This window comes from Subtercola boreus, assembly GCF_003399645.1.
Lineage (GTDB): Bacteria > Actinomycetota > Actinomycetes > Actinomycetales > Microbacteriaceae > Subtercola > Subtercola boreus_A.
The window spans coordinates 54001-78636 of the sequence record NZ_NBXD01000019.1 but is presented as its reverse complement, the minus strand read 5'-3'; the positions used below and the strand labels follow the sequence as shown (position 1 = coordinate 78636).

Sequence of the window (24636 nt, the reverse complement as noted above, 5' to 3'; positions counted from 1 at the left end):
CCCGTGCGTTTCTACCTGCTCATCGGCGCGATCTCAGCGGTCGTGACCTTCGGGCTCGCCATTCTCGTCTACCGGCTGAGCATGCGGTTCCGGCTCTACCCGAAGATCCGCGAACGCGACGTGCACACGCGCCCGACCCCCCGTCTCGGCGGCGTGGCCATGTTCATCGGCGTCGTCATCGCCGTCGGCATCGCGTCGCAGGTGAGCTGGTTCAGCCTGGTGTTCATGAACCCCGGCCCAATCCTCGCCATCCTGGGCGCGGCGCTGATCGTGGTGCTGATCGGCGTGGCCGACGACATCTGGGATCTCGACTGGGCCGTCAAGCTGGCCGGCCAGGTCATCGCGGCCCTGCTGCTCGCCTGGCAGGGCGTGCAGATCGTGTCGCTGCCCATCGGCGGGCTCACGATCGGCTCGAGCGGGGCGTCCCTCTTCATCACCGTGCTCGCCATCGTGCTCGTGATGAACGCCATCAACTTCATCGACGGTCTCGACGGTCTCGTCGCCGGCGTCGCCATCATCGCGAACTGCACCTTCTTCCTCTACAGCTACCTGCTCACGAAGTTCACCTCACCCACCGACTACTTCAACATGGCGTCCCTCATCACCGCCGTGCTGATCGGGGCGTGCGTCGGCTTCCTGCCGCTGAACTGGCACCCGGCGAAGCTGTTCATGGGAGACGCCGGCTCGATGCTGGTGGGGCTCCTGATGGCGACGAGCGCCATCGCTGTGACGGGCCAGATCGACCCCGGAACCCTCGGTCGTTCCCAGTTGCTCCCGGCGTTCATGCCCATCCTGCTGCCGTTCGCCATTCTCATCCTGCCCCTCCTCGATTTCGGGCTGGCGATCATCCGGCGCCTGCGGGCGGGCAAGAGTCCGTTCAGCGCCGATCGCAAGCACCTGCACCACCGCCTGCTCGACATGGGGCATTCGCAGCTGCATGCCGTATTCATCTTCTACGGCTGGACGGCGGTCGCCAGCGTCGGCTGCCTGCTCTTCTTCGTGCTGCAGCCGTACTGGCTGGCGTTCTTCTTCCTGGGGGTCGGGATGATCGTCTGCACGGTGCTCACCCTCGCCCCGTTGACCCGTCGCAAGGCCCTCGAGGCGACCGTGCAACTCGCACCGGCGGCAAGCCTCATCTCCACCGAAGGAGCTGTGCTCGATCCTCTGGACTCGGCCAGCGACGAACAGGAAGTCTGACACCGTGACCGCGTCCCCCGTGACCCTCAGCTCGACCCCCATCCTCCGTCGTGCGCTGCGCATGGGAGCTCTGTTCACGGTGGCCCTGATCGTTGTCGGCGGAGTGGTCGGGTACTTCGTGGCGGGCGGGGTGGGCGTCACGAGCGCGGTGATCGGGGCGGCGATGGCGTTCGTCTTTCTCGCGATCACGGCCGCAAGCATCCTGATCGCCAACCGGTACTACGCCTCACCCATCTTCACGGCCCTCTTCTTCGCCATCGTGCTGGGGGCGTGGCTGGTGAAGTTCGTGATCTTCCTGGTGGTCGCTCTGCTGCTCCGCGGGCAGGACTGGGTGAACACCCCTGTGCTGTTCCTCTGCCTCATCATCGGCATCATCGGAACGCTGGTGGTGGACATGGTTGTCGTCGTACGGAGCAGGATGCCCTACGCCAGCGATGTTCTACCGATTGTCGAAAACCCGGCCCCGAACCGCGGAAATCTGCCCGATTCGAGCCCTGAGGATTCGTCTCAGACGCCCAAAGCTTGATAGGGTGGGGTTGTTCGTTCCGCTGCTGAGTGTTGTGACACCTCATCTGCAGCACGCCCATGTAGCACCCCCCACCATTCGTCGACGCGAGAGCTGAGCTCCACGCCCCGATACAGGAGAAAGCGCTGATATCTAACGCTGTAAACCTGCTAGTCCCGTTAGCAACCGATGAAGGTGGCTTTACGGGTCCCTCCATCAATGAATTTTTTCCTGATGTTCTGCTCTTCGCCGGTACGCCGCTCGAGATCAACCGCATCATGCTCATCAGGTTCATCGCGGTACTGGCCATCATTCTGATCTTCTGGCTCGGCACCAGGAAGATGAAGGTCGTTCCGGGCCGTTTCCAGAGCCTGGTCGAGATGGGACTCGACCTCGTGCGGGTCTCCATCGCCGAAGACCTCCTGGGCAAGAAAGACGGCCGACGCTTCCTGCCGATCCTGACCACCATGTTCTTCATGGTGCTGTTCATGAACCTGACGGGCATCATCCCGCTGCTGAACATCGCGGGAACCTCGGTCATCGGCGTTCCCCTCGTGCTGGCCGTCGTCGCGTACGTCATGTTCATCTACGCGGGGGTTCGCAAGCACCCGGGCTCGTTCTTCAGGAACTCGCTGTTCCCGCCCGGGGTTCCGTGGCCGCTGTACATCATCGTGGCGCCGATCGAACTGGTCTCCACCTTCGTGCTCCGCCCGATCACGCTGACGCTCCGACTGCTGATGAACATGATCGTCGGCCACCTCCTGCTGGTGCTCTTCTTCTCGGCCACCTCGTTCTTCCTGCTGCTCGGCAACGGTTTCTCGCTGTTCGCCGTGGGCACACTGGCGTTCGGGTTCGCCTTCACGCTCTTCGAAATCCTGGTCGCCGTTCTGCAGGCCTATGTCTTCACCCTGCTGACGACCGTCTATATCCAGCTCGCACTTGCAGATGAGCACTAGTCCCTAGCCTTCTAGGTACTGGAGCACATCCTGGAGGCAGAACTACCGGGTTCGACAGACGTCGTTCCCATCACTACGGAAGGAAACACTCGTGGCAGACATCTCAGTACTCGCTGAGCTTCACGGAAACATCGCGACGGTCGGTTACGGCCTCGCGGCAATCGGCCCGGCCATCGGCGTGGGTATCGTCGTCGGCAAGACCATCGAGGGTGTTGCTCGCCAGCCCGAGCTGGCCGGTCGTCTCCAGGTGCTCATGTACATCGGTATCGCCTTCACCGAGGCGCTGGCGTTCATCGGTATCGCGACCTACTTCATCTTCACCGCCACCACCTAAGCCGTCTTTCTCGTTCTACATCTAGAAAGGAGAGAGCATGTCTTTTTCACTTGCAGCTTCAGCCGCTGACGCGGTCGTTCGTGCGGCCGCGGAGGGTGACGCCACCCACAACCCGGTGCTGCCCGAGACACCCGACCTCATCTGGGGCGCGGTGTGCTTCCTCGTGCTGCTCATCTTCTTCTGGCGCGCGGTTCTGCCCCGCGTCAAGAAGCTGCTCGACGAGCGTGGCGAGGCCATCGAGGGCAACATCGAGAAGGCCGACGTCGCCCAGCGCGAGGCAGAGGCTGTTCTCGCCCAGTACACGGCGCAGCTCGCTGACGCCCGAGTCGAGGCCGGAACGATCCGTGAGCAGGCCCGTCACGACGGCCAGCGCATCCTTGCCGAGCTCAAAGACCAGGCCAATACCGAGGCCGCCCGCATCGCGGCAAACGCCCAGGCCCAGATCGAGGCCGAACGCCAGGCAGCTGTCGTCTCGCTGCGCTCAGAGGTGGGTACCCTCGCCATCGACCTGGCGTCGGGGGTCATCGGCGAGAGCCTGACCGACGACCGTCGTTCGGCTGCGATCGTCGACCGTTTCCTCGCCGACCTCGAAGCCAGCGAGAACGCAGCCGGCAGCACGGCTCCGGCCTCCGGGGCGGTGTCGTCCTAAGCATGGGTAGCGCAACCAGAGAAGCCCTGGCTTCGTCGAAACTCGCTCTCGAGGCTCTGCCCGAGAGTGCGTTGACGCTGTCGACCGGCGAAGACCTGTTCGCCGCCGGCCGAATCATCGGCGAATCGGCACAGTTCCGCGGGCTCCTCGGTGATCCCTCCACGGAGCCCTCGGAGAAGCGCGCGCTCATCAGCGCCGTTTTTGCGAACAGGCTGGGTGCAGACGCGCTGTCACTGCTGACGGCGATCACGACCGCGCACTGGTCGACTCCGGATGAACTGCTGGCCGGCATCGAAGAGATCGCCCTGCGCGTGATCGCCACCACGGCTCCGGCCGACGTGTCGATCGAGGCCGAGCTGTTCTCGTTCGGTGCCGCGGTGTCGAGCGATGCGGGCCTCGAGCTCGCCATCGGATCGTCGCTCGGTACGCCCCAGGCAAAGGTCTCGCTTATCAACGCCCTACTCGAGGGCAAGGCGAGCGAGCAGACCGCGGTCATCGTGCGGCACCTCGTTCAGCAGCCGCGGGGCCGGCGCATCGCGGAACTGCTCGGCAACGCGGCGAACATCGTGGCCGATGCGAGCAACCAGTCGATCGCGTTCGTCACCAGTGCCTCGCCCATCGCACCCGCCCAGCTCGACCGGCTCCGTTCCGCCCTCGGCCGCAGCTACGGCCGCGAGTTGAAGATCAACCAGATCGTCGACCCGTCGGTGCTCGGCGGACTGCGTGTTCAGATCGGCGACGATGTGATCGACGGCAGCATCGAAGCCCGGCTGAACGACCTGCGACAGAAACTCGCGGGCTAAGGATTCCGCCGGGGCTCCAGCGACCGTTCCCTCACCGGAGCATCCGCAGCCCCTGCGTATTACGCTTCACCTAGACACTAAGGATTGGCAATGGCAGAACTAACGATCAGCCCGGACGAGATCCGCAACGCTCTTCAGGACTTCGTCAAGTCGTACGAGCCCACCGCAGCCAGTGCTGTCGAGGTGGGGTACGTCATCGATGCTGCAGACGGCATCGCGCACGTGCAGGGTCTTCCCGGCGTGATGGCGAACGAGCTCATCCGTTTCGCCGACGGCACCCTGGGGCTCGCCCAGAACCTCGAGCAGGACGAGATCGGTGTCATCGTTCTCGGTGAGTTCAGCGGCATCGTGGAGGGCATGCAGGTCGAGCGCACGGGCGAGGTTCTCTCCGTTCCCGTCGGCGACGGCTACCTCGGCCGTGTCGTCGACCCGCTCGGCAATCCGATCGACGGTCTCGGCGAGATCGCGACCACCGGCCGCCGCGCCCTCGAGCTCCAGGCGCCCGGCGTCATGAGCCGCAAGAGCGTGCACGAGCCCATGCAGACCGGCATCAAGGCCATCGACGCCATGATCCCGATCGGCCGTGGCCAGCGCCAGCTGATCATCGGTGACCGCCAGACCGGCAAGACGGCCATCGCGATCGACACGATCATCAACCAGAAGGCCAACTGGGAATCCGGCGACACGAACAAGCAGGTGCGCTGCATCTACGTCGCCATCGGCCAGAAGGGCTCCACCATCGCTTCGGTGAAGGGTGCCCTCGAAGACGCCGGAGCGATGGAGTACACCACCATCGTGGCGTCGCCGGCCTCCGACCCCGCCGGCTTCAAGTACCTCGCTCCGTACACCGGCTCGGCGATCGGCCAGCACTGGATGTACGACAGCAAGCACGTTCTCATCATCTTCGACGACCTGTCGAAGCAGGCCGAGGCCTACCGCGCCGTGTCGCTGCTTCTTCGTCGCCCGCCGGGACGCGAGGCGTACCCCGGTGACGTGTTCTACCTGCACTCGCGTCTGCTCGAGCGTTGCGCCAAGCTCTCCGACGAGCTGGGTGCCGGTTCGATGACCGGCCTGCCGATCATCGAGACCAAGGCCAACGATGTCTCGGCGTACATCCCGACCAACGTGATCTCGATCACCGACGGCCAGATCTTCCTGCAGTCCGACCTCTTCAACGCGAACCAGCGCCCGGCAGTGGATGTCGGCATCTCGGTTTCGCGCGTCGGTGGCGATGCACAGGTGAAGAGCATCAAGAAGGTTTCGGGAACCCTGAAGCTGGAGCTCGCCCAGTACCGCTCCCTCGAGGCGTTCGCAATGTTCGCGTCCGACCTCGACGCCGCGTCCCGTCGCCAGCTCGCCCGGGGTGCACGCCTCACCGAGCTGCTGAAGCAGCCGCAGTACTCGCCCTACCCCGTCGAGGAGCAGGTCGTCTCGATCTGGGCCGGCACGAACGGCAAGCTCGACGAGGTTCCGGTCGAGGACATCCTGCGTTTCGAGCGCGAGCTGCTCGACTACTTCGGTCGCAACACCGACGTGCTCACCACGCTTCGCGACACGAACGTTCTCTCTGACGACGTCGTGAGCGCGCTCGAGTCGGGTGTCGACTCCTTCAAGAAGGAGTTCCAGACCGGTGAGGGCAAGCCGCTCGCCTCGGTCGGGTCGGAGAAGTTCGTGGCCTCCGACAAAGAAGACGTCAACCAGGCGCAGATCGTCAAAGGTCGCAGGTAGGTAATGGCTGCTCAGCTTCGGGTCTACCGGCAGAAGATCAAGTCTGCCCAGACGACCAAGAAGATCACCCGCGCGATGGAGCTGATCTCCGCGTCACGCATCCAGAAGGCGCAGGCGCGGGTGGCAGCATCCGGGCCGTACGCCCGTGCCGTGACGAATGCGGTGTCGGCCGTCGCGACCTACTCGAATGTCGACCACATCCTGACGACCGAGCCCGAGAAGGTGGAGCGCGCGCTCGTCGTGATCTTCACCTCCGACCGCGGACTCGCGGGGGCGTTCTCGTCGAACGTGCTGAAGGAGTCGGAGCAGCTCGCGACGCTCCTTCGCAGCGAGGGCAAAGAGGTCGCCTACTTCGTCGTCGGTCGTAAAGCAGCGGCGTACTTCGCATTCCGCAAGCGTGCTGCGGCGAGAACATGGACCGGCGGCACCGACCAGCCCACGTTCGAGGTCGCGAAGGAGATCGGCGACGCGCTCGTCGAGATGTTCGTGAAAGAGGCCTCCGATGGCGGTGTCGACGAGATCCACGTCGTCTACAACCGCTTCGTGAGCATGGTGTCGCAGGTTCCCGAGATCGTCCGCCTGCTTCCCCTCGAGGTCGTCGAGGGTGACGAGGCTCCGGCCGACAGCGTCGTGCTGCCCCTCTACGAGTTCGAGCCCGAGGTCGGCGATGTTCTGGACGCACTGCTTCCGGTCTACATCGAGAGCCGCATCTTCAACGCGATGCTGCAGAGTGCCGCATCGGAGCACGCCGCACGCCAGCGTGCGATGAAGTCGGCCAGCGACAATGCCGACAAGCTCATCCGCGACTACACCCGCCTGGCGAACAACGCACGCCAGTCGGAGATCACCCAGCAGATCTCAGAGATCGTGGGCGGCGCTGACGCGCTGACCCCCGCCCGCTGATCACCGACTGTCTATTCAAGAAGAGAGAGAAGCAATGACACCGACAGCAACAGCCACTGAGCCAGCTGCCGCCGAGGCGAAAGCTGGCGGTATCGGCCGCGTCGCCCGGGTCACCGGTCCCGTCGTTGACATCGAGTTTCCGCACGACGCGATTCCCGGTATCTACAACGCCCTGAAGTCCACGGTCTCCATCGAGGGTGTCGAGACATCGATCACCTTCGAGGTGGCCCAGCACCTCGGCGACGACCTCGTGCGCGCCATCGCCCTGAACCCGACCGACGGTCTGGTTCGCGGCCAGGAGGTCACCGACACCGGTTCCCCCATTTCGGTACCCGTCGGCGACGTCACCAAGGGCAAGGTCTTCAACGTCATCGGTGAGGTGCTGAACGCTGACGCCGACGGCACCATGAACGGTGAGAAGATCGAGATCACCGAGCGGTGGCCCATCCACCGCAAGCCCCCGGCATTCGACCAGCTCGAGTCGAAGACGACTTTGTTCGAGACCGGCATCAAGGTCATCGACCTCCTCACGCCCTACGTGCAGGGTGGCAAGATCGGCCTGTTCGGTGGCGCCGGTGTCGGCAAGACCGTTCTCATCCAGGAGATGATCCAGCGCGTCGCGCAAGACCACGGTGGTGTGTCGGTGTTCGCCGGTGTCGGTGAGCGCACCCGTGAGGGCAACGACCTCATCATGGAGATGGAGGAGGCGGGCGTCTTCGACAAGACCGCCCTTGTCTTCGGCCAGATGGACGAGCCGCCGGGAACGCGTCTGCGCGTCGCCCTGTCGGCCCTGACGATGGCGGAGTACTTCCGTGACGTGCAGAAGCAGGACGTTCTGCTCTTCATCGACAACATCTTCCGCTTCACGCAGGCCGGTTCCGAGGTGTCGACCCTGCTGGGCCGCATGCCCTCGGCCGTGGGGTACCAGCCGAACCTCGCGGATGAGATGGGTGTGCTCCAGGAGCGCATCACCTCGACGCGTGGCCACTCGATCACGTCGCTGCAGGCCATCTACGTGCCCGCCGACGACTACACCGACCCGGCTCCCGCGACGACCTTCGCGCACCTCGACGCGACGACCGAGCTCTCCCGCGAGATCGCGTCGCGTGGACTGTACCCGGCCGTCGACCCGCTCACCTCGACCAGCCGCATCCTCGACCCCCGCTACCTGGGTGAGGACCACTACAACACGGCCGTTCGCGTCAAGGCGATCCTTCAGAAGAACAAGGAGCTCCAGGAGATCATCGCGATCCTCGGTGTCGACGAGCTCTCCGAAGAAGACAAGATCACCGTCTCCCGCGCCCGCCGCATCCAGCAGTTCCTGTCGCAGAACACCTACATGGCGAAGAAGTTCACCGGTGTCGAAGGCTCGACTGTTCCGCTGAAGGACACCATCGAGTCGTTCACGGCCATCGCGAACGGCGAGTTCGACCACGTGGCCGAGCAGGCCTTCTTCAACGTCGGAAGCATCAACGACGTCGAAGAGAAGTGGGCGCAGATCCAGAAGGAAGACGACTAGCCGTGGCAGACGTCTCGAACGCCGCGCCGCTGCAGGTGAGCGTCGTCGCCGCCGATCACGAGGTGTGGTCCGGTGGTGCGACGCAGGTCATCGCGAAGACCACCGAGGGCGAGATCGGTATCCTGCGTGGGCACGAGCCCCTGCTGGCGATCCTCTCCGAGGGTGAGGTTCGCGTGACGCTCGCCGATGGCAAGCGCATCGTGGCCCGGGCCGACGACGGCTTCCTGTCGGTCGAGAACGACCGGGTGACGATCGTGGCGCGTGCTGCAGAGCTGGTGTCGTAGCGCTTTGTCGGTACTGCACCGTTGTTGATACTGCTTCCGCCCTCCGAAACCAAGAGGGACGGTGGCACGGATGATCGGCTCGACCTGTCTTCACTCAGCTTCCCCACGCTGAAGACACGTCGGGCCGAACTCGTTCGTGCGGTGCGCGCGCTGGGCCGGGATGCTGCCGCCTCGGCAGTTGCGCTGCGTGTCTCGCCGGAGCTGGCTGCTGTGGAGTCTTCACGCAACCGGCGGGTGACGCTCTCGCCGACAATGCCGGCGCTCGACCGGTACACCGGGGTCGTGTTCGACGCACTCGATGCGGTGACGCTGACTCCGGATGCCCGTGCCTTTGCCTTCGCGCACGTCGCCGTGCACTCGGCGCTCTTCGGCCCTGTCATGGCGGAGGATCGCATCCCGGCCTACCGGCTGTCGCACGACTCGCGCGTGCCTGCTCTCGCGCCACCCGCGCCCGGCTTGCACGGTGCGCTTGCGCCTGTCTCATCTCGCGGTGCGCTTGACACTACAGGAGCCATCCCACTGAAGAAGCACTGGGCCGCGGGTGTCTCTGCGGCACTCGCGGCGCATCCGGGCCTGCTGCTCGACTTCCGCTCGGAGGGCTACGTCACCCTCGGCCCGGTGAACACGCGGTCGAACTCCTCGTTCCTCCGTGTCTCGACGCTCGGAGCCGACGGAGAACGTCGCGCCCTGAACCACTTCAACAAACACGCCAAAGGCGAACTCACCCGCGCCCTCGTTGAGGCGGGCCACGACTTCGAAACGGCCGAGGACCTCCTCGCCTGGGCCGGCCCTGCGGGCTTCGACCTCCGCCTGTCTGCCCCGGCAGAGCTCACCCTCACCGTCTGACCCCGCCCGTCTGACCCTGACCGCCGCACCCTGACCGTCCGGTCGGCTTCAGTTCAGCCGCCAGAACGCGCGACCAGAGCGCTTATTCAGGAAGCAGGGCGTGCGGAGCTCGTGTCGGCCCCGAGAGCCACCGTGGCCTGAATTGGGAACGGGCAGCTCACCGGATGTCGGGAAGCCCCCGAGTGCCGGGCCGCACCCGGGTGCCGTGCAGCTCACCGGGTGCCGGGCGGTGAGCGCGGAGCGGGCACAGGGGGTGGGGTGTGGGTGGGGGTGGGGAGCCTGCGGAGGCTCGCACTCATGGCGAGGCGCGGAAGCAACCCGTTACGTGATCGTCGACCAGGCCGGCGGACTGCATCAGGGCGTACATCGTGGTCGGGCCGACGAACTTGTAGCCGAGGCGCCGTAGTTCGGTGCTGAGGGCGGTCGACTCGGGGGTGGTTGCGACGAAGTCGGCGAAACTGCGCGGGCGCGGGAGCTTCTCCGGCGGCTCGAAGCTCCAGAGCAGGCGGTCGAGGGCGCCATCCCCGCTCTCGGCGATCAGCTGCTGGGTCAGGCGGGCGTTGTCGATGACCGCCTGGATCTTGCCCCGGTGGCGGATGATCCCGGCGTCACCCACGAGTCGCTCGATGTCATCGGGCCCGAAGGCTGCGACAGCGTCGATGTCGAAGTCAGCGAAGGCGAGGCGGAACGCCGGTCGACGGCGGAGGATCGTGATCCACGACAGCCCGGCCTGGAACCCCTCCAGACTGATCTTCTCGAAGACCTTCCGGTCGGTGTGCAGCGGCACCCCCCACTCTTCGTCGTGGTATCGCAGGTATTCGGCGTCGGTTCCGGCCCATGCGCAGCGCGCCACTCCGTCTTCTCCGACGAGAACCGCCGCCCGCGGTGACGCAGGCGCGGGCGCGGTGGGAGTGCCCGTCGCGGGTGTGGGGGAGGGCATCAGCGGTGCTCGATCAGTTCGTGGTCGAGCAGCCAGATCTTGGTGGGGAGGCCGTTGCCGGCGCTGTAGCCGGTGAGGCGGCGGTTGGAGGCGAGCACGCGGTGGCAGCCGATGAGGATGGGAACGGGGTTGGCCCCGACCGCACCGCCGACGGCCCGCCCGGAGCCGGGTCGCCCCGCGGCCAGGCCGAGCTCTGCGTACGAGAGCGCTTCGCCCCAGCCCACCGACGACAGCGCGTTCCAGATCTCCTGCTGGAAGGTCGTGCCGACGAGCTGCACGGGCACGGTGAACCTGGTGCGGGTGCCGGCGAAGTACTCCGTGAGCTGCCGGACGGCGTCGTCGAGCACGGGGTTGGGGCGTTCTGGCTCGTCGTCGTGCGGGAGCCTGAGGGCGCGTTCGATCGAGAGGGAGGTGACGGCGGTGTCGGTGGCGGTCAGCTCCAGCCTCCCGAGAGGGCTCTCGGTGCGAGCAAGAAAGAGTGGTGCGGTCATGGATCGACCCTAACGCTCCGTTCTGGCGCTCTGCGGATGCGGGCGAGATTGTGGAGAACCAGCATCCGAAGACCGCCTGTGGAGGAGAGGAGGTGGGGTTCGGCGGGGTACCGTGGAGTCCTCATGGATTCCCTTGCTGCACACAACGACTACGGTGACGCTGCCCTCGACGAGGGCTCGCTGGACGCCGATCCGTTCGCCCAGTTCCGACGCTGGCTGGCCGAGGCGGAGAGCGCGGGCCTTGAGGAGCCGAACGCCATGGTCGTCGGCACGGTCGACCCCGATGGAGTGCCGAGCAGCCGTACGGTGCTGCTGCGGGGAGTGGATGACCGGGGTTTCGCTTTCTACTCCAACTACGGTTCGCGAAAGGGCCTGGCGCTGGCGACCAACCCCTCTGCTTCGCTGCTGTTCCCCTGGTACCCGGTGCACCGCCAGGTGATTGTGCAGGGAGCGGTGACACGCCTGAGCGCGGAGGAAAGCGATGCCTACTTCGCGAGCCGTCCGCGCGGGTCGCGGCTCGCGGCCATTGCGAGCGACCAGTCCCAGCCGATTGCGTCGCGCGCAGAGCTCGAGCGCCGCGTCGAGCAACTCACGGCCGAACTGACGGCCGAGGACGGCACTGAGCGGGCGGCCGAGCGCCCGGCGCACTGGGGCGGTTACGTAGTGGACCCCCACCGCATCGAGTTCTGGAAGGGCCGCACCTCGCGCCTGCACGACCGCCTCGTCTACACCCGCACCGCCGATACCGTCACCGGCTGGACGGTCACCCGCCTGCAGCCCTGATGCGCGCCGCAGGGTGGGCGCGCTACAGCCGCGCCCACGCCTCCGTCAGCACGCCGCGGAGGATGCCCTCGATCTCGTCGAACTCGGGCTGGCCGATGGTCAGCGGCGGGGCGAGCTGGATGACGGGGTCGCCGCGGTCGTCCGCCCGGCAGTAGAGACCGGCGTCGAAGAGGGCCTTGGAGAGGAACCCGCGCAGCAGCCGCTCTGATTCGTCGTCGTCGAACGTCTCCTTCGTGGCCTTGTCTTTGACCAGCTCGATGCCGAAGAAGTAGCCGTCACCGCGCACGTCACCGACGATCGGCAGGTCGTTGAGCTTCTCCAATGTGGAACGGAAGGCCGGTGACAGCGTGCGCACGCGTTCGTTCAGCTTCTCCTCTTCGAAGATGTTCAGGTTCTCGAGGGCGACCGCAGCCGACACCGGATGTCCGCCGAACGTGTAGCCGTGGTAGAATGACGTGTTGCCGTGCTTGAACGGCTCGTACAGGCGGTCGCTGATGATGGTGGCGCCGATGGGGGAGTACCCGCTGGTCATGCCCTTCGCGCAGGTGATCATGTCGGGCACGTACCCGTACTCGTCGCAGGCGAACATGTGGCCGATGCGTCCGAAGGCGCAGATGACCTCGTCGCTGACCAGCAGCACGTCGTACTTGTCGCAGATCTCGCGCACCCGCTTGAAGTACCCGGGGGGTGGCGGGAAGCATCCGCCCGAGTTCTGCACCGGCTCGAGGAAGACGGCCGCCACGGTCTCGGGCCCCTCGAACTGGATCATCTCCTCGATGCGGTCGGCCGCCCAGATGCCGAACGCGCCCAGGTCGTCGGCGTGCTCGGTCGCCCGGTAGAAGTTCGTGTTCGGCACCCGGAACCCGCCGGGCGTGAGCGGCTCGAACATCTCCTTCATCGAGGGAATGCCGGTGATCGCCAGAGCGCCCTGCGTCGTGCCGTGGTAGGCGACGGCCCGTGAGATGACCTTGTGCTTGGTGGGGCGGCCCTGCAGCTTCCAGTAGTACTTGGCGAGCTTGAAGGCGGTCTCGACGGCTTCGCCGCCGCCCGAGGAGAAGAACACCCGGTTCAGGTCGCCGGGGGCATAGCCGGCGAGGCGGTCGGCGAGTTCGATGGCCGACGGATGCGCGTACGACCAGAGAGGGAAGAACGCGAGTTCAGCGGCCTGCTTGGCCGCGACCTCGGCCAGGCGCTGCCGCCCGTGGCCGGCGTTCACGACGAAGAGCCCCGACAGGCCGTCGATGTACTTCCTGCCGGTGGAGTCCCAGATGTGGTGTCCCTCGCCCTTGACGATGATGGGCACCCCGGCACCGTCCTCCATCACCGACTGGCGGGAGAAGTGCATCCACAGGTGGTCTTTAGCCTTCTGCTGCAGGTCGGCGTCGTCGAATTTCGACGAGAGACCGGGATCGGAGACGGCCGCCGAGGCAGACGGGGCCGATGCGTGCGAATCGGTCGCGGGCGCGACGGGTGTGGGCGTGATGGTCATGGTTTACCGTGTTCCCCAGTTGTAGAGCTGCTTGTGCAGCTTCAGATAGACGAATGTCTCGGTTGAGATCACACCGGGCAGGGTGCGGATCTCGCTGTTCAGCAACGCGATGAGATCGTCGTCGTTCTCGCAGACGACCTCGATCATCAGATCGAAGGTGCCGGCGGTGAGAACGACGTAGTCGACGGCCGGCAGGGCGGCCAGGGCATCTGCGATGACCCGGGTGTCTCCGGTGACCTTCAGCCCGACCATCGCCTGGCGGTAGAACCCGAGCTGCAGGGGGTCGGTGACGGCCACGATCTGCATGACGCCCGCGTCGGTGAGCTTCTGCACCCGTTGCCGCACGGCGGCCTCGCTCAGGCCCACCGCTTTGCCGATCTCAGCGTAGGAGCGGCGGCCGTCGACCTGCAGCTGTTCGATGATCGCCTTCGCGGTGGCATCGAGGTGCACGTGACGCTGCGGAGGATTCATGCACCGATTCTGTCAGTGGAACACGGCTGCTGCAAGTGATTCCGTCGTCATCTGCGATTCAGACTCACGAAACCGTCGGTGGCAAGGGGAGTCTCGCTCGATCGTCTAGTCTTGTCTGCAGCGGCTGCTGCCCTTCGAAACGCAGCCGGTCAGAGAAAGACCTCCGGCGTGACCCAGATTGGCGAGAGCGCGGCGCGCGTGCGCGTGGCGGGCCCCCGTGCATCCGATGCTCCCTTCTTCGTGACGTGGTGCGCCATCACCGACCTCGGCAAGAAGCGCAAGGTGAACGAAGACAGCGTCGCGGCGATTCCGCCGATCTTCGCCGTGGCCGACGGTATGGGCGGGCACGCCGCGGGCGACGTGGCCAGCGCGGCCGTGGTCAACCGGCTCGCTGCGGTGCAGGGCGCGGCGTTCACGACGGGCGACATCATCGACGGCGCTCTCGCGCTCGCACTCGAGGACATCGATGTGGTCGGTGACGAGAACGCCCTCGGCACCGGAACGACGGTCACCGGGGCAGCGCTGACCCTCGTCGATGAAGAGCCGAAGTGGGCTGTCTTCAACATCGGTGATTCGCGGGTGTACCAGTACCTCGACGGGCTGCTCGAGCGGGTGACCGTCGACCACTCGGTGGTGCAGGAGCTGGTCGACGCCGGGCTGATCACCGCGGAGCAGGCCGAGACCCACCCCGACAGCAACATCATCACGCGGGCCGTCGGTTTTCACGAGAAGCCCGTGCCCGACTACACCCTGCTCGACATCGTGGAGGGGCAGCGACTGCTGGTCTGCAGCGATGGGCTCACGAAAGAACTCACCGACCACGGCATCGCGCACTACCTCGAGCAGCTGTCGACCGCCGAGGAGGCCGCGACGGCACTGGTGGATGCTGCGCTTCGCAACGGCGGCCGCGACAATGTCACCGTGCTCGTGATCGACGTGTCGCGCTAGGCAGCGCCTACGCGCTGTAGCTGTTCACCCGCCGGAGGCTCGGCTCGCGCCGGCGGCCGTACAGCACAGCCAGCGCGCCGAGCCCCAGCAGCACCACGCTCAGCGCCACGATGTACACCACGACGCTGCCCCAGCCCGCTGTCGCCGGGTCGAGGAACGGGTAGGGGTAGATGCCGCCCGACACCGCCCCGCGCACCAGCGAGTACGCCAGCCACCCGAACGGGTAGATCATGACGACACGGAGCGTTCGCCAGGAGAGCGCCGGGCGCCCCGGTGCGAACAGCCAGTCCAGCACGATGAGAATGGGCACCCACACATGGATGACCTCGTTCGGCCAGCTGAGCCCCTGGAATCCTTCGTAGGGCTCAGTGCGAAGCAACAGGTTGTAGACGCCGGCCGTAACGATGGCGTACGTGAGGGTGGCCATCCGCACCGTGGTGAAGAGCATGGTGTCTCGATCGAACCGCAGAGCGAGCATCCCGCCCACCAGGAAGACGACGATGTTCATCAGACTGGTCTCGATCGTGAAGTAGCTGAAGTACTCCCACGGGTCGAAGGCGTCGCCCGCCACGCGGTCGGCGATCTGGATGACGATGGTCACCAGCAGAAAGACCCCGGCGACGAGTCGGAGGGCCCCCAACACTCTTCTGTTCATGAACGCTATTCGTAGCGGAGGGTGCACGTGATTGTCCACAGACCATAACGACGGTCGTATAACGATTGCGATGCTGATTTCGTGAAGATTGTGTTTCAGGATGATCGTTTTGCTCTCTTTCGCCCCACTGCCCTCGACGGCTGTGCAATCATCGAACCCACCGATGTGAGGGAGCGCACGAGCCGATGCCACTACAACCGCCGCAGGATCCGATGATCATCCAGGCCATCCGTCACTCCCAGGCCATGCAGCGCGCCAGGCAGCTGAACCTGACCCGTCGCAGCTTTCTCGGAGCCGTGGGCCTCGGTGCGGGCGCCCTCGCGCTCGCCGGATGCGCGCCGGTGACCGCCACACAGAAGGCGCTGACGCCCGCGACCGACCTCTCATCGACCGAGAAGACGCTGATCTGGGACAACTGGCCGGGTTACATGGACGAAGACGACGCCGGTGCGAACCCCACGCTCGACGCGTTCCGCACCCAGAGCGGAATCGACGTGACCTACAACGTGGCCGTCGACGACAACAACACGTACTACGCCAAGGTCAAAGACCAGCTCGCGCTCGGCCAGGACATCGGTACCGACACCGTGTGCCTGACCGACTGGATGGTGTCGCGCCTGGTGCGCCTCGGCTATCTCCAGGACCTCGACCACTCCGCGATGCCGAACCTCTCGAACATGAACGCCTCGTTCGCGAACCCCGACTTCGACCCGGGCCGGGCGAAGAGCGTTCCGTGGCAGGGCGGTTTCGCCGGCATCTGCTGGAACACCGAGAAGGTTCCCAACGGCCTGAAGACGATTGACGACCTCTGGAGCGCCGACCTGAAGGGCCGCGTCGGCGTGCTGAGCGAGATGCGGGACACCATCGGCCTCATCATGCTGAACCAGGGCACCGACATCACCTCCCAGTGGGGTGCCGACCAGTTCACGAACGCGATGGATGTCTTCACCCAGCAGGTCTCCGACGGCCAGATCCGCAACATCAAGGGCAACCAGTACCTCAACGACCTGCAGAGCGAAGACACCTACGCCGCGATCTGCTGGTCGGGTGACATCACCTCGCTGAACGCGACGGCGGGCGACAAATGGCAGTTCGCCATTCCGGAGTCGGGCGGAACGCTCTGGAACGACACCTTCGTCGTGCCGATGGGCTCGAAGCACAAATCGAACGCCGAGGCCGTCATGAACTACTACTACGAGCCTGAGGTTGCTGCCACCCTCGCCGCGTGGGTCAACTACATCAGCCCGGTCGACGGCGCGAAGGAGGCGATGGATGCCATCGATCCCGAGCTCGCGTCGAACCCGCTGATCTTCCCCGACGAGGAGTACCTGAAGACGGTGCACGTCTTCCGCACGCTCAGCGCGCAGGAGGAGAACGACTTCGGAGCCGAGTTCCAGAAAGTGCTGCTGGGCAGCTGATGGCGGCCGGAACCTTCGCCGAAAAGGGCGCCGACCTCGAGCTGGTCGGGATCACCAAGACGTTCCCCGGCTTCACCGCCATCCAGTCGCTCGATCTGTTCATTCCGGCGGGGTCGTTCTTCGCACTGCTCGGCCCCTCGGGCTGTGGCAAGACGACGACGCTCCGCCTGGTCGCGGGGCTCGAGGAGCCGACGGCCGGTCGCATCGTGATCGGCGGGCAGGATGTGACGGCCACGAAGTCGTTCCAGCGACCGGTGAACACGGTGTTCCAGTCGTACGCGCTCTTTCCGCACATGACCGTGCTCGAGAACGTGGCGTTCGGGCTGCGCCGCCGCAGCATCGCCTCGCCGCTGGAGAAGGCGCACGAGGCGCTGCGGCTGGTCGAGCTCGATCACCTCGCCGCGCGTCGGCCGGGCCAGCTCTCGGGCGGCCAGCAACAGCGCGTCGCACTCGCCCGCGCCGTGGTGAACCGCCCCGCCCTGTTGCTGCTCGATGAGCCGCTCGGCGCGCTCGACCTCAAGCTCCGGCGGCAGATGCAGCTCGAGCTGAAAGACATCCAGTCGGAGGTCGGGCTCACCTTCCTGCACGTCACCCACGACCAGGAGGAGGCCATGACCATGGCCGACACGATCGCGGTCATGAACAAGGGCGAGATCGAGCAGATGGGTGCGCCCGAAGAACTGTACGAGCTGCCGCGCACGGCGTTCGTCGCCAACTTCCTCGGGCAGTCGAACCTGTTCACGGGCGAGGTCTCGGGGTCGACTCCGGATGCTCTGACGGTGGCGATCGCCGGGCAGAGGCTGATCATCCCGACCGCCCGCGCCCCGCGTCGAAAGGGGACGGTCACCGTCGGTGTGCGCCCCGAGAAGCTGCTGCTGCTCACCTCTGCTCCGGCACCCTCCTCCGGCTCGAACGCGCTCGGGCCGGGCCGGGTCATCGACGTGTCGTTCAGCGGGGTCAGCACCCAGTACACCGTGGCGATCCCGGGTGCCGGCGACGTGGTCGTCTTCGCGCAGAACATGGTGTTCGGGCCGGTCGTGCACGTCGGGGCCGAGGTCTGGGTGAGCTGGAACGTCGAGCACGGCTTCGGTCTGGAGGACTCGGTCGAGGAGGCTGCCGCCGGTGTTCAGGATGCCGCGGCCGCCCAGAGCGCAGATGCCGACACCCGCACGGGCGTGACCTCGTCGGTCAGGGCCTGAGCCGTGGCGTTCAGTGCCTTCGCGTCAGCACCGGCCGCGGCTGAACCGGCGGTCAGGCGGCGCAGCTGGGTCGCGCTCGTGCTGCTGCTGCCGGGCATCCTGTACCTGCTGCTGTTCTTCATCACGCCGCTGGTCTCGCTCGTCTTCACGTCGTTCCAGCAGCCGGTGATAGGCGGTGACATCGGGCAGTACAGCGCCGGTTTCAAGTGGGAGAACTACACCGAGAGCGTGACGCAGTATCTTCCGCTCATTCTGCGGGCGTTCGGCTACGCGGTGCTGGCGACGGTGCTCGCGCTGGTGATCAGCTACCCGCTCGCGTACTTCATCGGGGTGAAGGTGCGGAGCTTTCCGCTCGTGCAGAGCCTGCTGCTGACCCTGGTGATCGCACCGTTCTTCATCAGCTTCCTGCTGCGCACGCTGGCCTGGAAGCAGATCATGAGCGACGAGGGGCCCATCGTGGTGGCGCTGAAAGCGCTGTCTGTCTTTCCGAACGACGGTCACATCACCGGCACGCCGTTCGCGGTGGTGTTCGGGCTGACCTACAACTTCATTCCGTTCATGACGCTGCCGCTGTACGCGACGCTCGAACGGCTGGATGTGCGGTACATCGAAGCGGGCAATGACCTCTACGCGTCACCGTTCACGACGTTCCGTAAGATCACCGTGCCGCTGTCGCTGCCCGGGATCGTGTCGGGAACGCTGCTGACGTTCATCCCGGCCGCCGGTGACTACATCAATGCGTCGGGGGACTTCCTGGGATCGGCGCAGACGTCGATGGTGGGCAACGCCATCGAGTCGAACTTCCTGGTGACGCAGAACTACCCGGTGGCGGCGGCGCTGTCCATCGTGCTGATGGCGGTGATCCTGGTCATCGTCGGGTTGTATGTGCGGCGGGCCGGAACGGAGGACCTGGTATGAGCGGGGTTGCATCGCGGCTGGCTGCCGCAACGCCCGGGGGGATCGCCCGGGAGCTGGAGGCGCCTGTTCCGGGCCGGCGCCGGCGGGGCATCCGGATTCGTGGGCTGGGGCTGCCGATCTACACGGCGCTCGCGCTCATCTTCCTGCTGATACCGATCGCCTATACGTTCGTCTTCTCGTTCAACGATTCGGGCAAGCTGAACATCGCGTGGCAGGGATTCACGCTCGACAAGTGGACCAACGTGTGCTCCGCGCAGGGCGTCTGTGAGGCGTTCGCCAACAGCATCCTGGTCGGGGTCGTAGCGACCGTGCTGGCGACGGCGCTCGGCACGGCGATCGCGATCGCGCTGGTCAGGTACCGGTTCCGGGCACGCGGGGCGATCTCGCTGCTGCTGTTCCTCCCGATGGCGACGCCCGAGGTGGTGCTGGGAGCGGGGCTCGCGGCGCAGTTCCTGTCGCTCGGAGTCAACAAGGGGCTGATGACGATCATCATCGCGCACACGATGTTCTGCATCAGTTTCGTCGTGGTGACGGTGAAGGCGCGGGTGGCGTCACTCGACCCGGCGCTCGAAGAGGCGGGGCGCGACCTCTACGGGTCAGCGGTGGCAGTGTTCTGGCGCATCACCTTCCCGCTGCTGCTGCCCGGCATCGCGGCGGCAGCGCTGCTGTCGTTCGCGCTGAGCTTCGACGACTTCATCATCACGAACTTCAACTCGGGGGCGGTCGACACCTTCCCGAAGTTCATCTACATCGCGGCGGCGCGGGGCATTCCGGCCGAAGCGAACGTGGTGGCGTCGGCGGTGTTCATCCTCGCGATCGTGCTCGTGGTGGTCGCACAGGTGACGCGCGCGGCGCGGGCGCGGCGCACGGCGCGGCTGCAGCGGTAGCGAGGGGGCGGCGGGGCCGACGGGGTCAGGCGAGGGCGGAGGCGAGGCGGATGGTGCCGACGGGTGCGGTGCCGCCGTAGACCGTGAGGTCGAGGCGGGGGAGGAGGGCGTCGACGGAGTCCCGGGTGAGGGCACCGGCGCGCACGAGCAGGGTGAGGCCCACCAGGGTGGCGGCTCGGAGGTTGCCGTCGAGCACCTTGAGGGCGACCGTGGTGCCGACGGTGGTCGGTGCCGCCTCAGGCGCAACCTCTCGGCCCGGGGCCGGGGAGGCGGCGGTGGTCGACATCACCATCACACCCTCCGCGCCCAGCTTGGAGAAGACGCCGAGTTCGTCGATGCAGAGGGTGTTCGCCCGGCCCGGGCCGTCGATGGCCCAGCCGTTCGCGAGCACGGAGGCCGTGAGGGCGGCAGCCTCCGGCGAGACCAGACGGTCGGAGGAGGAGCTGCCCGGAGCATGGCTGCCGTCGGGGGCGCCCTGGGATGCCGTCGCAGCAACGAAGACCTCCGCGGCATCGCCGTCGGCTGACGCATCGACCGGGCTGAGCAGCGGAGCGATCGGCAGGGCGGAGGTGATGCGACCGATGCCGCGGGCCAGCGCCACGAGCGAGATCGCGTGCACGGGAGCACCGCAGCCGTCGACAGCGGAGGCCGTGATGTGCTCGCCCGTCAGCTCCTCGATCGTGGCGGCGATTTGCTGCTGCAGAGGGTGTGACGGGTCGAGGTAGGTCTCGGTGGGCCAACCGTTCAGAACGCAGGCGTAGAGCATGGCCGCGTGCTTGCCCGAGCAGTTCATGTACAGCCGCGACTTCTCGGCACCAGCGCGAACGAGAGAGTCACGGGCCGACGAAGAGCTCGGCCAGTCGTGCGGGCACTGCAGATCATCCGGTGTCAGGCCGGCGAGCTGCAGGATGCTCAGCACGACGGCCACGTGTTCGGCGGTTCCGGCGTGGCTGGCGGTGGCCAGCACCGTCTGCACGGCGTCGAGAGGCGTGCCCGACCCGAGCTCTCGCAGCACGGCCAGCGCCTGGAACGGCTTCAGGCAGGAGCGCGGGATGATCGGGGCCGACGGGTCTCCGAGGGTGGTGAGGATCTCGCCGGTGGGAGAGAGCACGACGGCCGAGCCGACATGGCGCGACTCGACGAACCCGCTGCGCTCGACGACGGCCAGCTCGACAGCATCGGCAGCGGCGAAGGTGCCCGCCGCGGACGGGCCTGCCGCGGACGTGCCTGCCGGGTTCGTGCCTGCGTCAGGGGTGCCCGCGGCACCGCTCACGCGAGCTCCCCGGCGGCCAACGCCCGGAAGCCGTCGTCGAGCACGCTGAGGGCGTCTTCGAGCAGGGCGTCGGTGATGGTGAGGCTGGGGAGGAAGCGAAGAACGTTGCCGTAGGTTCCTGCGGTGAGGATGATCACGCCGTGCGAGGCGGCGTAGGCGGCCAGGGCGGTCACCGCGGCGCCGTTGGGCTCCTTGGTAGTGGTGCCGGTTCCGGGCTGCACGAGCTCGATGGCGATCATGGCGCCGACGCCGCGCACGTCACCGATCACGTCGTACTTCTTCTGCAGCTCGAGCAGACCGTGCGAGAGGGTCTGCTCGACGCGGGTCGCCTCGGCGAGGAGGCCCAGGCGTTCGATCTCCCCGAAGACCGCGACCGCGGCGGCAGCAGCGACCGGGTTGCCGCCGAAGGTGCCGCCGAGACCGCCCGGCAGGGCGGCATCCATGATCTCGGCACGACCCGTGACGGCGGCGAGGGGGAGACCGCCCGCGATGCCCTTGGCCGAGGTGACGAGGTCGGGGGTGAGGCCGAAGTGCTCGCTGGCGAAGTATTTGCCGGTGCGCGCCATGCCACTCTGGATCTCGTCTGCAACGAAGACGATGCCGTTGTCGGTGCACCACTGCTGCAGGGCCGGCAGAAACCCCTCGGCGGGCAGCACGAAGCCGCCCTCGCCCTGGATCGGCTCGACGACGAGACAGGCGAGGTCGTAGGCGCCGACCGTCTTCTCGAGGTAGGAGATGGTTCTGGCCGCGGCCTCGGCACCCGTGAGCCCGTCGTGGTAGGGATACGAGTTCGGGGCGCGGTACACGTCGCCCGCGAACGGGCCGAACCCGGTGGAGTAGGGCGCGGCCTTGAAGTTCATGGCCATGGTGAGGTTGGTGCGGCCGTGGTACGCGTGCTCGAGCACGCCGACGCCGACGCGGCGGGTGTACTTGCGGGCGATCTTGACGGCGTTCTCGACAGCCTCGGCCCCTGAGTTCGCGAGCATGGTCTTCTTCGCGAAGTCACCGGGGGTGTGCTCGGCGAGCAGTTCGGCGACCCGCACGTACTCCTCGTAGGGCGTGACCGTGAAGAGCGTGTGGGTGACGTCGTGCAGCTGCTCGACCGCGGCATCCACTACCCCCGCCTGGGTGTGCCCGACAGTTGTGACACCGATGCCCGCACCGAGGTCGATGAACTGGTTGCCGTCGACGTCGACGAGGATGGCACCGTTCGCCTTGGCGATGTACACGGGCAGAACGGATGACACACCGACCGGCACCACAGCGAGACGTCGCTCGTGCAGGGCATTCGACAAAGGCCCGGGGATCGCCGTGACGATCTTGCGCTCCTGGGGGACGGTGTAGACGGAGGTGCCGAGTGTGTCAGTCATACCCCCCAGATTACCGGGCGGAGCGGCTGGGGCGCGGGAGCGATCGTGCAGGGTGTCTTCATCGTGGATGCATCCGCGGTTGCGTACGAACACGATGGGGGCGGTGGGAGTTCCGGCCGCGATCCGGCGTTCGTCCGGCGGGGTCAGCATGCGGCGGGCATAGGCTGAAGGCGTGAACGAGCATCGCTATATGGTCAGTGTCGAATGGCTGGGCAATCGCGGCACCGGAACGAGCGGCTACCGCGACTATTCGCGCCAGGGGGTCATCCGTGCGGCGGGCAAGGTGGAGTTGCCGTCGTCGGCCGACCGCGCGTTCCACGGCGATCGCGACCGCTGGAACCCCGAGGAGCTGCTCATCGCCGCTCTCGCGGAGTGCCACATGCTGTCGTACCTGCACGTGGCGGTTCAGCACGGAGTGGTGGTGACGGGGTACGAAGACGAGGCGCTCGGCACGATGGAGCAGGAGGGGCAGGGCGGGCACTTCACCGAGGTTCTGCTCCGTCCGGTGGTGACCCTGGCCGATCCCGGGCAGGCCGAGTTGGCGAACGCGATCCACCACGAGGCGAGCGGGCACTGTTTCATCGCCCAGTCGGTCAACTTCCCGGTGCTGCACGAGCCGCGGGCCCAGTGACGAGCGCAGCCGGCCGCGACATCCGGATGCCCGCCCCGCCGGTCGCAGGGCCAGTCCGGTGACGAGGTACCAGCGCGTCGTTCTCGGGGTGGCGATTCTCGCCTCGTTCATCTCCTTTCTCGACGGCACCGTCATCAACGTCGCGTTGCCTGCGATCACCCGGGAGCTCGGCGGGGGGCTGGCCGGGCAGCAGTGGGTGGTCGACGCGTATCTCATCTCGCTGACGGCCGTCATTCTGCTCGCGGGCTCGCTGAGCGACGCGTTCGGGCGCCGCCGGGTGATCTTCTGGGGGCTCATCGGGTTCGGTGCGGCATCCGTTCTCTGTGCGATCTCGCCGACCGACGAGTTCCTGATCGTGAGCCGGGGCATCCAGGGCATCGCCGGGGCCCTGCTCGTGCCGAGTTCGCTGGCCATCATCATCTCGAACTTCGACGGGCCGAAAAGGGCGAAGGCGATCGGTCAGTGGACGGCGTGGACCAGCACGGCCTTCCTCGCGGGGCCGCTGCTTGGCGGGGTGCTCGTCGACCTGCTGTCGTGGCGGCTGGTGTTCGCGATCAACGTCATCCCGATCGCGGTCACGCTGGTGATGCTCCGCAGGATCCATGCCGAGCCGCCGAGGCCGGTGAAGCCGGTGATCGACTACCGCGGGGCAGTGCTCGGGGTGTTCGGCATCGGGCTTCCGGTGTTCGCGCTGATCGAGCAGGGCCGGCTCGGGTGGTCGAACCCGGTGGTATCGGGCGCGCTCATCGTCGGCATCGCAGCGTTCGCGCTGTTCATCCTGAACGAGCGGCGGGTGCCGCAGCCGATGCTGCCGCTCAGCCTGTTCGCGGTGCGCAACTTCTGGGTGGGGAACGTGGCGACGACGTTCGTGTACGCTGCGATCTCGCTCGGGTCGTTCCTGCTGACGCTGTTCCTGCAGCAGGTGGCCGGGTACACGGCCACCCAGGCCGGCCTCGCTTCGCTGCCGTCGACGATCATCAGCATCTCGCTGTCGTCGCTGTTCGGTACGCTCGCCGGCACGTACGGGTCTCGACTGTTCATGGCGGTGGGGCCGGTGATCGCGGCAGTCGGCTGGGTGCTGCTCTCACAGGTGTCGGCCTCGGCCGACTATCTGACGCAGGTGTTCCCGGGCACGGTGGTCTTCGCGCTCGGCATGACCGTGACCGTCGCGCCTCTCACCGCCGCCATTCTCGGGGCGATCGATCCCGAGCGCGCCGGCATCGCCTCGGCCGTGAACAACGCGGTCTCTCGGGTCGCCGGACTGATCGCGACCGCGGCCGCAGCCCTCATCGTGGGGGAGGCGCTGACGGTCGACGGGTTCTCGCGCGGTGTCCTGACGACGGCCGCGCTGCTCGTGGTGGGTGGCGTGGTGTCGGCGATCGGCATCCAGAACGCCCGCAGGCCCGCCCAGGCCACACCACCGGCATCCTGACCCGGCC

At 66.5% G+C, this 24636-nt stretch carries 26 protein-coding genes; 19 read left to right on the top strand and 7 right to left on the bottom strand.

Annotated elements, in window-relative coordinates; genetic code table 11:
* Positions 1 to 3: 3 nt before the first annotated feature.
* The 11 genes from B7R24_RS09770 to B7R24_RS09720 all read left to right on the top strand — a co-directional run bounded on the left by B7R24_RS09770 (position 4) and on the right by B7R24_RS09720 (position 9724).
* The gene (locus B7R24_RS09770) at positions 4 to 1197 is read left to right on the top strand and encodes an MraY family glycosyltransferase (RefSeq protein ID WP_253259380.1); all 1194 of its coding nucleotides are present in this window, start codon (positions 4 to 6) and stop codon (positions 1195 to 1197) included.
* Between the two features lie 4 nt (positions 1198 to 1201).
* Positions 1202 to 1723, top strand: a complete 522-nt coding sequence (locus tag B7R24_RS09765; RefSeq protein ID WP_216363668.1) for a DUF4407 domain-containing protein — start codon at positions 1202 to 1204, stop codon at positions 1721 to 1723.
* 128 nt (positions 1724 to 1851) lie between these two features.
* A complete protein-coding gene (gene atpB / locus B7R24_RS09760; protein ID WP_437123526.1) occupies positions 1852 to 2658 on the top strand; it encodes a F0F1 ATP synthase subunit A in 807 nt (268 codons plus the stop codon).
* Positions 2659 to 2758: 100 nt separating this feature from the next.
* Positions 2759 to 2992: an ATP synthase F0 subunit C gene (gene atpE / locus B7R24_RS09755; protein WP_437123525.1), complete on the top strand. Its 234-nt coding sequence runs from the start codon at positions 2759 to 2761 to the stop codon at positions 2990 to 2992.
* Positions 2993 to 3029: 37 nt separating this feature from the next.
* Positions 3030 to 3641: a F0F1 ATP synthase subunit B gene (locus B7R24_RS09750; protein WP_116418780.1), complete on the top strand. Its 612-nt coding sequence runs from the start codon at positions 3030 to 3032 to the stop codon at positions 3639 to 3641.
* Between the two features lie 2 nt (positions 3642 to 3643).
* Positions 3644 to 4444 (top strand): F0F1 ATP synthase subunit delta, encoded by an 801-nt coding sequence (locus B7R24_RS09745; protein WP_116418779.1) that lies wholly within the window; start codon positions 3644 to 3646, stop codon positions 4442 to 4444.
* Positions 4445 to 4534: 90 nt separating this feature from the next.
* On the top strand, positions 4535 to 6172 hold the full coding sequence (gene atpA, locus B7R24_RS09740) for a F0F1 ATP synthase subunit alpha (RefSeq protein WP_116418778.1): 1638 nt from the start codon (positions 4535 to 4537) through the stop codon (positions 6170 to 6172).
* Positions 6173 to 6175: 3 nt separating this feature from the next.
* Positions 6176 to 7075, top strand: coding sequence for a F0F1 ATP synthase subunit gamma (locus B7R24_RS09735; RefSeq protein ID WP_116418777.1), 900 nt, complete (start codon positions 6176 to 6178; stop codon positions 7073 to 7075).
* A gap of 34 nt (positions 7076 to 7109) precedes the next feature.
* The gene (gene atpD / locus B7R24_RS09730; RefSeq protein ID WP_116418776.1) at positions 7110 to 8594 is read left to right on the top strand and encodes a F0F1 ATP synthase subunit beta; all 1485 of its coding nucleotides are present in this window, start codon (positions 7110 to 7112) and stop codon (positions 8592 to 8594) included.
* 2 nt (positions 8595 to 8596) lie between these two features.
* On the top strand, positions 8597 to 8878 hold the full coding sequence (locus B7R24_RS09725; RefSeq protein ID WP_172582780.1) for a F0F1 ATP synthase subunit epsilon: 282 nt from the start codon (positions 8597 to 8599) through the stop codon (positions 8876 to 8878).
* Between the two features lie 21 nt (positions 8879 to 8899).
* Positions 8900 to 9724 (top strand): YaaA family protein, encoded by an 825-nt coding sequence (locus tag B7R24_RS09720; RefSeq protein WP_116418775.1) that lies wholly within the window; start codon positions 8900 to 8902, stop codon positions 9722 to 9724.
* Positions 9725 to 10019: 295 nt separating this feature from the next.
* On the opposite strand, the gene B7R24_RS09715 is transcribed toward B7R24_RS09720, so the two are convergent.
* Both B7R24_RS09715 and B7R24_RS09710 read right to left on the bottom strand, forming a co-directional pair.
* Entirely contained in the window at positions 10020 to 10664 is a 645-nt protein-coding gene (locus tag B7R24_RS09715; RefSeq protein ID WP_116418774.1) for a DNA-3-methyladenine glycosylase I, read from the bottom strand.
* Positions 10664 to 11155: a methylated-DNA--[protein]-cysteine S-methyltransferase gene (locus B7R24_RS09710; RefSeq protein ID WP_116418773.1), complete on the bottom strand. Its 492-nt coding sequence runs from the start codon at positions 11153 to 11155 to the stop codon at positions 10664 to 10666. The genes B7R24_RS09715 and B7R24_RS09710 overlap by 1 nt, the downstream gene beginning before the upstream one ends.
* Before the next feature lie 123 nt (positions 11156 to 11278).
* Here B7R24_RS09710 and pdxH point away from each other — a divergent pair, with 123 nt between their 5' ends.
* Positions 11279 to 11938 (top strand): pyridoxamine 5'-phosphate oxidase, encoded by a 660-nt coding sequence (gene pdxH, locus B7R24_RS09705; RefSeq protein ID WP_116418772.1) that lies wholly within the window; start codon positions 11279 to 11281, stop codon positions 11936 to 11938.
* A gap of 22 nt (positions 11939 to 11960) precedes the next feature.
* Here pdxH and B7R24_RS09700 read toward each other — a convergent pair whose 3' ends face one another.
* Positions 11961 to 13427, bottom strand: a complete 1467-nt coding sequence (locus B7R24_RS09700; RefSeq protein WP_116418771.1) for an aspartate aminotransferase family protein — start codon at positions 13425 to 13427, stop codon at positions 11961 to 11963.
* A gap of 3 nt (positions 13428 to 13430) precedes the next feature.
* Entirely contained in the window at positions 13431 to 13898 is a 468-nt protein-coding gene (locus tag B7R24_RS09695; RefSeq protein ID WP_116418770.1) for an Lrp/AsnC family transcriptional regulator, read from the bottom strand.
* A 168-nt stretch (positions 13899 to 14066) separates the two neighbouring features.
* Here B7R24_RS09695 and B7R24_RS09690 point away from each other — a divergent pair, with 168 nt between their 5' ends.
* Entirely contained in the window at positions 14067 to 14846 is a 780-nt protein-coding gene (locus B7R24_RS09690) for a PP2C family protein-serine/threonine phosphatase (RefSeq protein ID WP_172582779.1), read from the top strand.
* A 7-nt stretch (positions 14847 to 14853) separates the two neighbouring features.
* Here B7R24_RS09690 and B7R24_RS17590 read toward each other — a convergent pair whose 3' ends face one another.
* Complete coding sequence (locus B7R24_RS17590; protein ID WP_172582778.1) at positions 14854 to 15501, bottom strand: Pr6Pr family membrane protein; 648 nt, start codon at positions 15499 to 15501, stop codon at positions 14854 to 14856.
* A 185-nt stretch (positions 15502 to 15686) separates the two neighbouring features.
* Between B7R24_RS17590 and B7R24_RS09685 the strand changes: the two genes are divergently transcribed.
* The 4 genes from B7R24_RS09685 to B7R24_RS09670 are packed head-to-tail and all read left to right on the top strand — an operon-like array spanning position 15687 to position 19923.
* Complete coding sequence (locus tag B7R24_RS09685) at positions 15687 to 16919, top strand: ABC transporter substrate-binding protein (RefSeq protein WP_116418769.1); 1233 nt, start codon at positions 15687 to 15689, stop codon at positions 16917 to 16919.
* Positions 16919 to 18118 carry an ABC transporter ATP-binding protein gene (locus tag B7R24_RS09680; RefSeq protein ID WP_116418768.1) on the top strand — a complete coding sequence of 400 codons (1200 nt, stop codon included), beginning with the start codon at positions 16919 to 16921 and terminating at the stop codon, positions 18116 to 18118. The genes B7R24_RS09685 and B7R24_RS09680 overlap by 1 nt, the downstream gene beginning before the upstream one ends.
* A gap of 3 nt (positions 18119 to 18121) precedes the next feature.
* On the top strand, positions 18122 to 19036 hold the full coding sequence (locus B7R24_RS09675; RefSeq protein WP_116418767.1) for an ABC transporter permease: 915 nt from the start codon (positions 18122 to 18124) through the stop codon (positions 19034 to 19036).
* Positions 19033 to 19923 carry an ABC transporter permease gene (locus B7R24_RS09670; protein WP_116418766.1) on the top strand — a complete coding sequence of 297 codons (891 nt, stop codon included), beginning with the start codon at positions 19033 to 19035 and terminating at the stop codon, positions 19921 to 19923. The genes B7R24_RS09675 and B7R24_RS09670 overlap by 4 nt, the downstream gene beginning before the upstream one ends.
* A gap of 25 nt (positions 19924 to 19948) precedes the next feature.
* Here the strand turns inward: B7R24_RS09670 and B7R24_RS09665 are convergent, their stop codons facing one another.
* Together B7R24_RS09665 and gabT are read right to left on the bottom strand one after the other, a co-directional pair.
* Positions 19949 to 21196, bottom strand: a complete 1248-nt coding sequence (locus B7R24_RS09665) for an asparaginase (RefSeq protein WP_437123524.1) — start codon at positions 21194 to 21196, stop codon at positions 19949 to 19951.
* Positions 21193 to 22566, bottom strand: coding sequence for a 4-aminobutyrate--2-oxoglutarate transaminase (gabT, locus tag B7R24_RS09660; RefSeq protein ID WP_116418865.1), 1374 nt, complete (start codon positions 22564 to 22566; stop codon positions 21193 to 21195). Before gabT ends, B7R24_RS09665 begins: the two co-directional genes overlap by 4 nt.
* A gap of 190 nt (positions 22567 to 22756) precedes the next feature.
* Between gabT and B7R24_RS09655 the strand changes: the two genes are divergently transcribed.
* Entirely contained in the window at positions 22757 to 23197 is a 441-nt protein-coding gene (locus B7R24_RS09655) for an OsmC family protein (RefSeq protein WP_116418765.1), read from the top strand.
* Between the two features lie 58 nt (positions 23198 to 23255).
* A complete protein-coding gene (locus B7R24_RS09650; RefSeq protein WP_116418764.1) occupies positions 23256 to 24629 on the top strand; it encodes a DHA2 family efflux MFS transporter permease subunit in 1374 nt (457 codons plus the stop codon).
* The last annotated feature ends 7 nt before the right edge of the window (positions 24630 to 24636 follow it).

Bases quoted from the DNA above. Each gene is read 5' to 3' on its own strand.
- B7R24_RS09750 (WP_116418780.1), top strand. From the start codon at position 3,030: ATGTCTTTTTCACTTGCAGCTTCAGCCGCTGACGCGGTCGTTCGTGCG.
- B7R24_RS09745 (WP_116418779.1), top strand. From the start codon at position 3,644: ATGGGTAGCGCAACCAGAGAAGCCCTGGCTTCGTCGAAACTCGCTCTC.
- atpA (WP_116418778.1), top strand. From the start codon at position 4,535: ATGGCAGAACTAACGATCAGCCCGGACGAGATCCGCAACGCTCTTCAG.
- B7R24_RS09735 (WP_116418777.1), top strand. From the start codon at position 6,176: ATGGCTGCTCAGCTTCGGGTCTACCGGCAGAAGATCAAGTCTGCCCAG.
- atpD (WP_116418776.1), top strand. From the start codon at position 7,110: ATGACACCGACAGCAACAGCCACTGAGCCAGCTGCCGCCGAGGCGAAA.
- B7R24_RS09715 (WP_116418774.1), bottom strand. From the start codon at position 10,664: ATGCCCTCCCCCACACCCGCGACGGGCACTCCCACCGCGCCCGCGCCT.
- B7R24_RS09710 (WP_116418773.1), bottom strand. From the start codon at position 11,155: ATGACCGCACCACTCTTTCTTGCTCGCACCGAGAGCCCTCTCGGGAGG.
- pdxH (WP_116418772.1), top strand. From the start codon at position 11,279: ATGGATTCCCTTGCTGCACACAACGACTACGGTGACGCTGCCCTCGAC.
- B7R24_RS09700 (WP_116418771.1), bottom strand. From the start codon at position 13,427: ATGACCATCACGCCCACACCCGTCGCGCCCGCGACCGATTCGCACGCA.
- B7R24_RS09695 (WP_116418770.1), bottom strand. From the start codon at position 13,898: ATGAATCCTCCGCAGCGTCACGTGCACCTCGATGCCACCGCGAAGGCG.
- B7R24_RS17590 (WP_172582778.1), bottom strand. From the start codon at position 15,501: ATGAACAGAAGAGTGTTGGGGGCCCTCCGACTCGTCGCCGGGGTCTTT.
- B7R24_RS09685 (WP_116418769.1), top strand. From the start codon at position 15,687: ATGCCACTACAACCGCCGCAGGATCCGATGATCATCCAGGCCATCCGT.
- B7R24_RS09680 (WP_116418768.1), top strand. From the start codon at position 16,919: ATGGCGGCCGGAACCTTCGCCGAAAAGGGCGCCGACCTCGAGCTGGTC.
- B7R24_RS09670 (WP_116418766.1), top strand. From the start codon at position 19,033: ATGAGCGGGGTTGCATCGCGGCTGGCTGCCGCAACGCCCGGGGGGATC.
- gabT (WP_116418865.1), bottom strand. From the start codon at position 22,566: ATGACTGACACACTCGGCACCTCCGTCTACACCGTCCCCCAGGAGCGC.
- B7R24_RS09655 (WP_116418765.1), top strand. From the start codon at position 22,757: ATGGTCAGTGTCGAATGGCTGGGCAATCGCGGCACCGGAACGAGCGGC.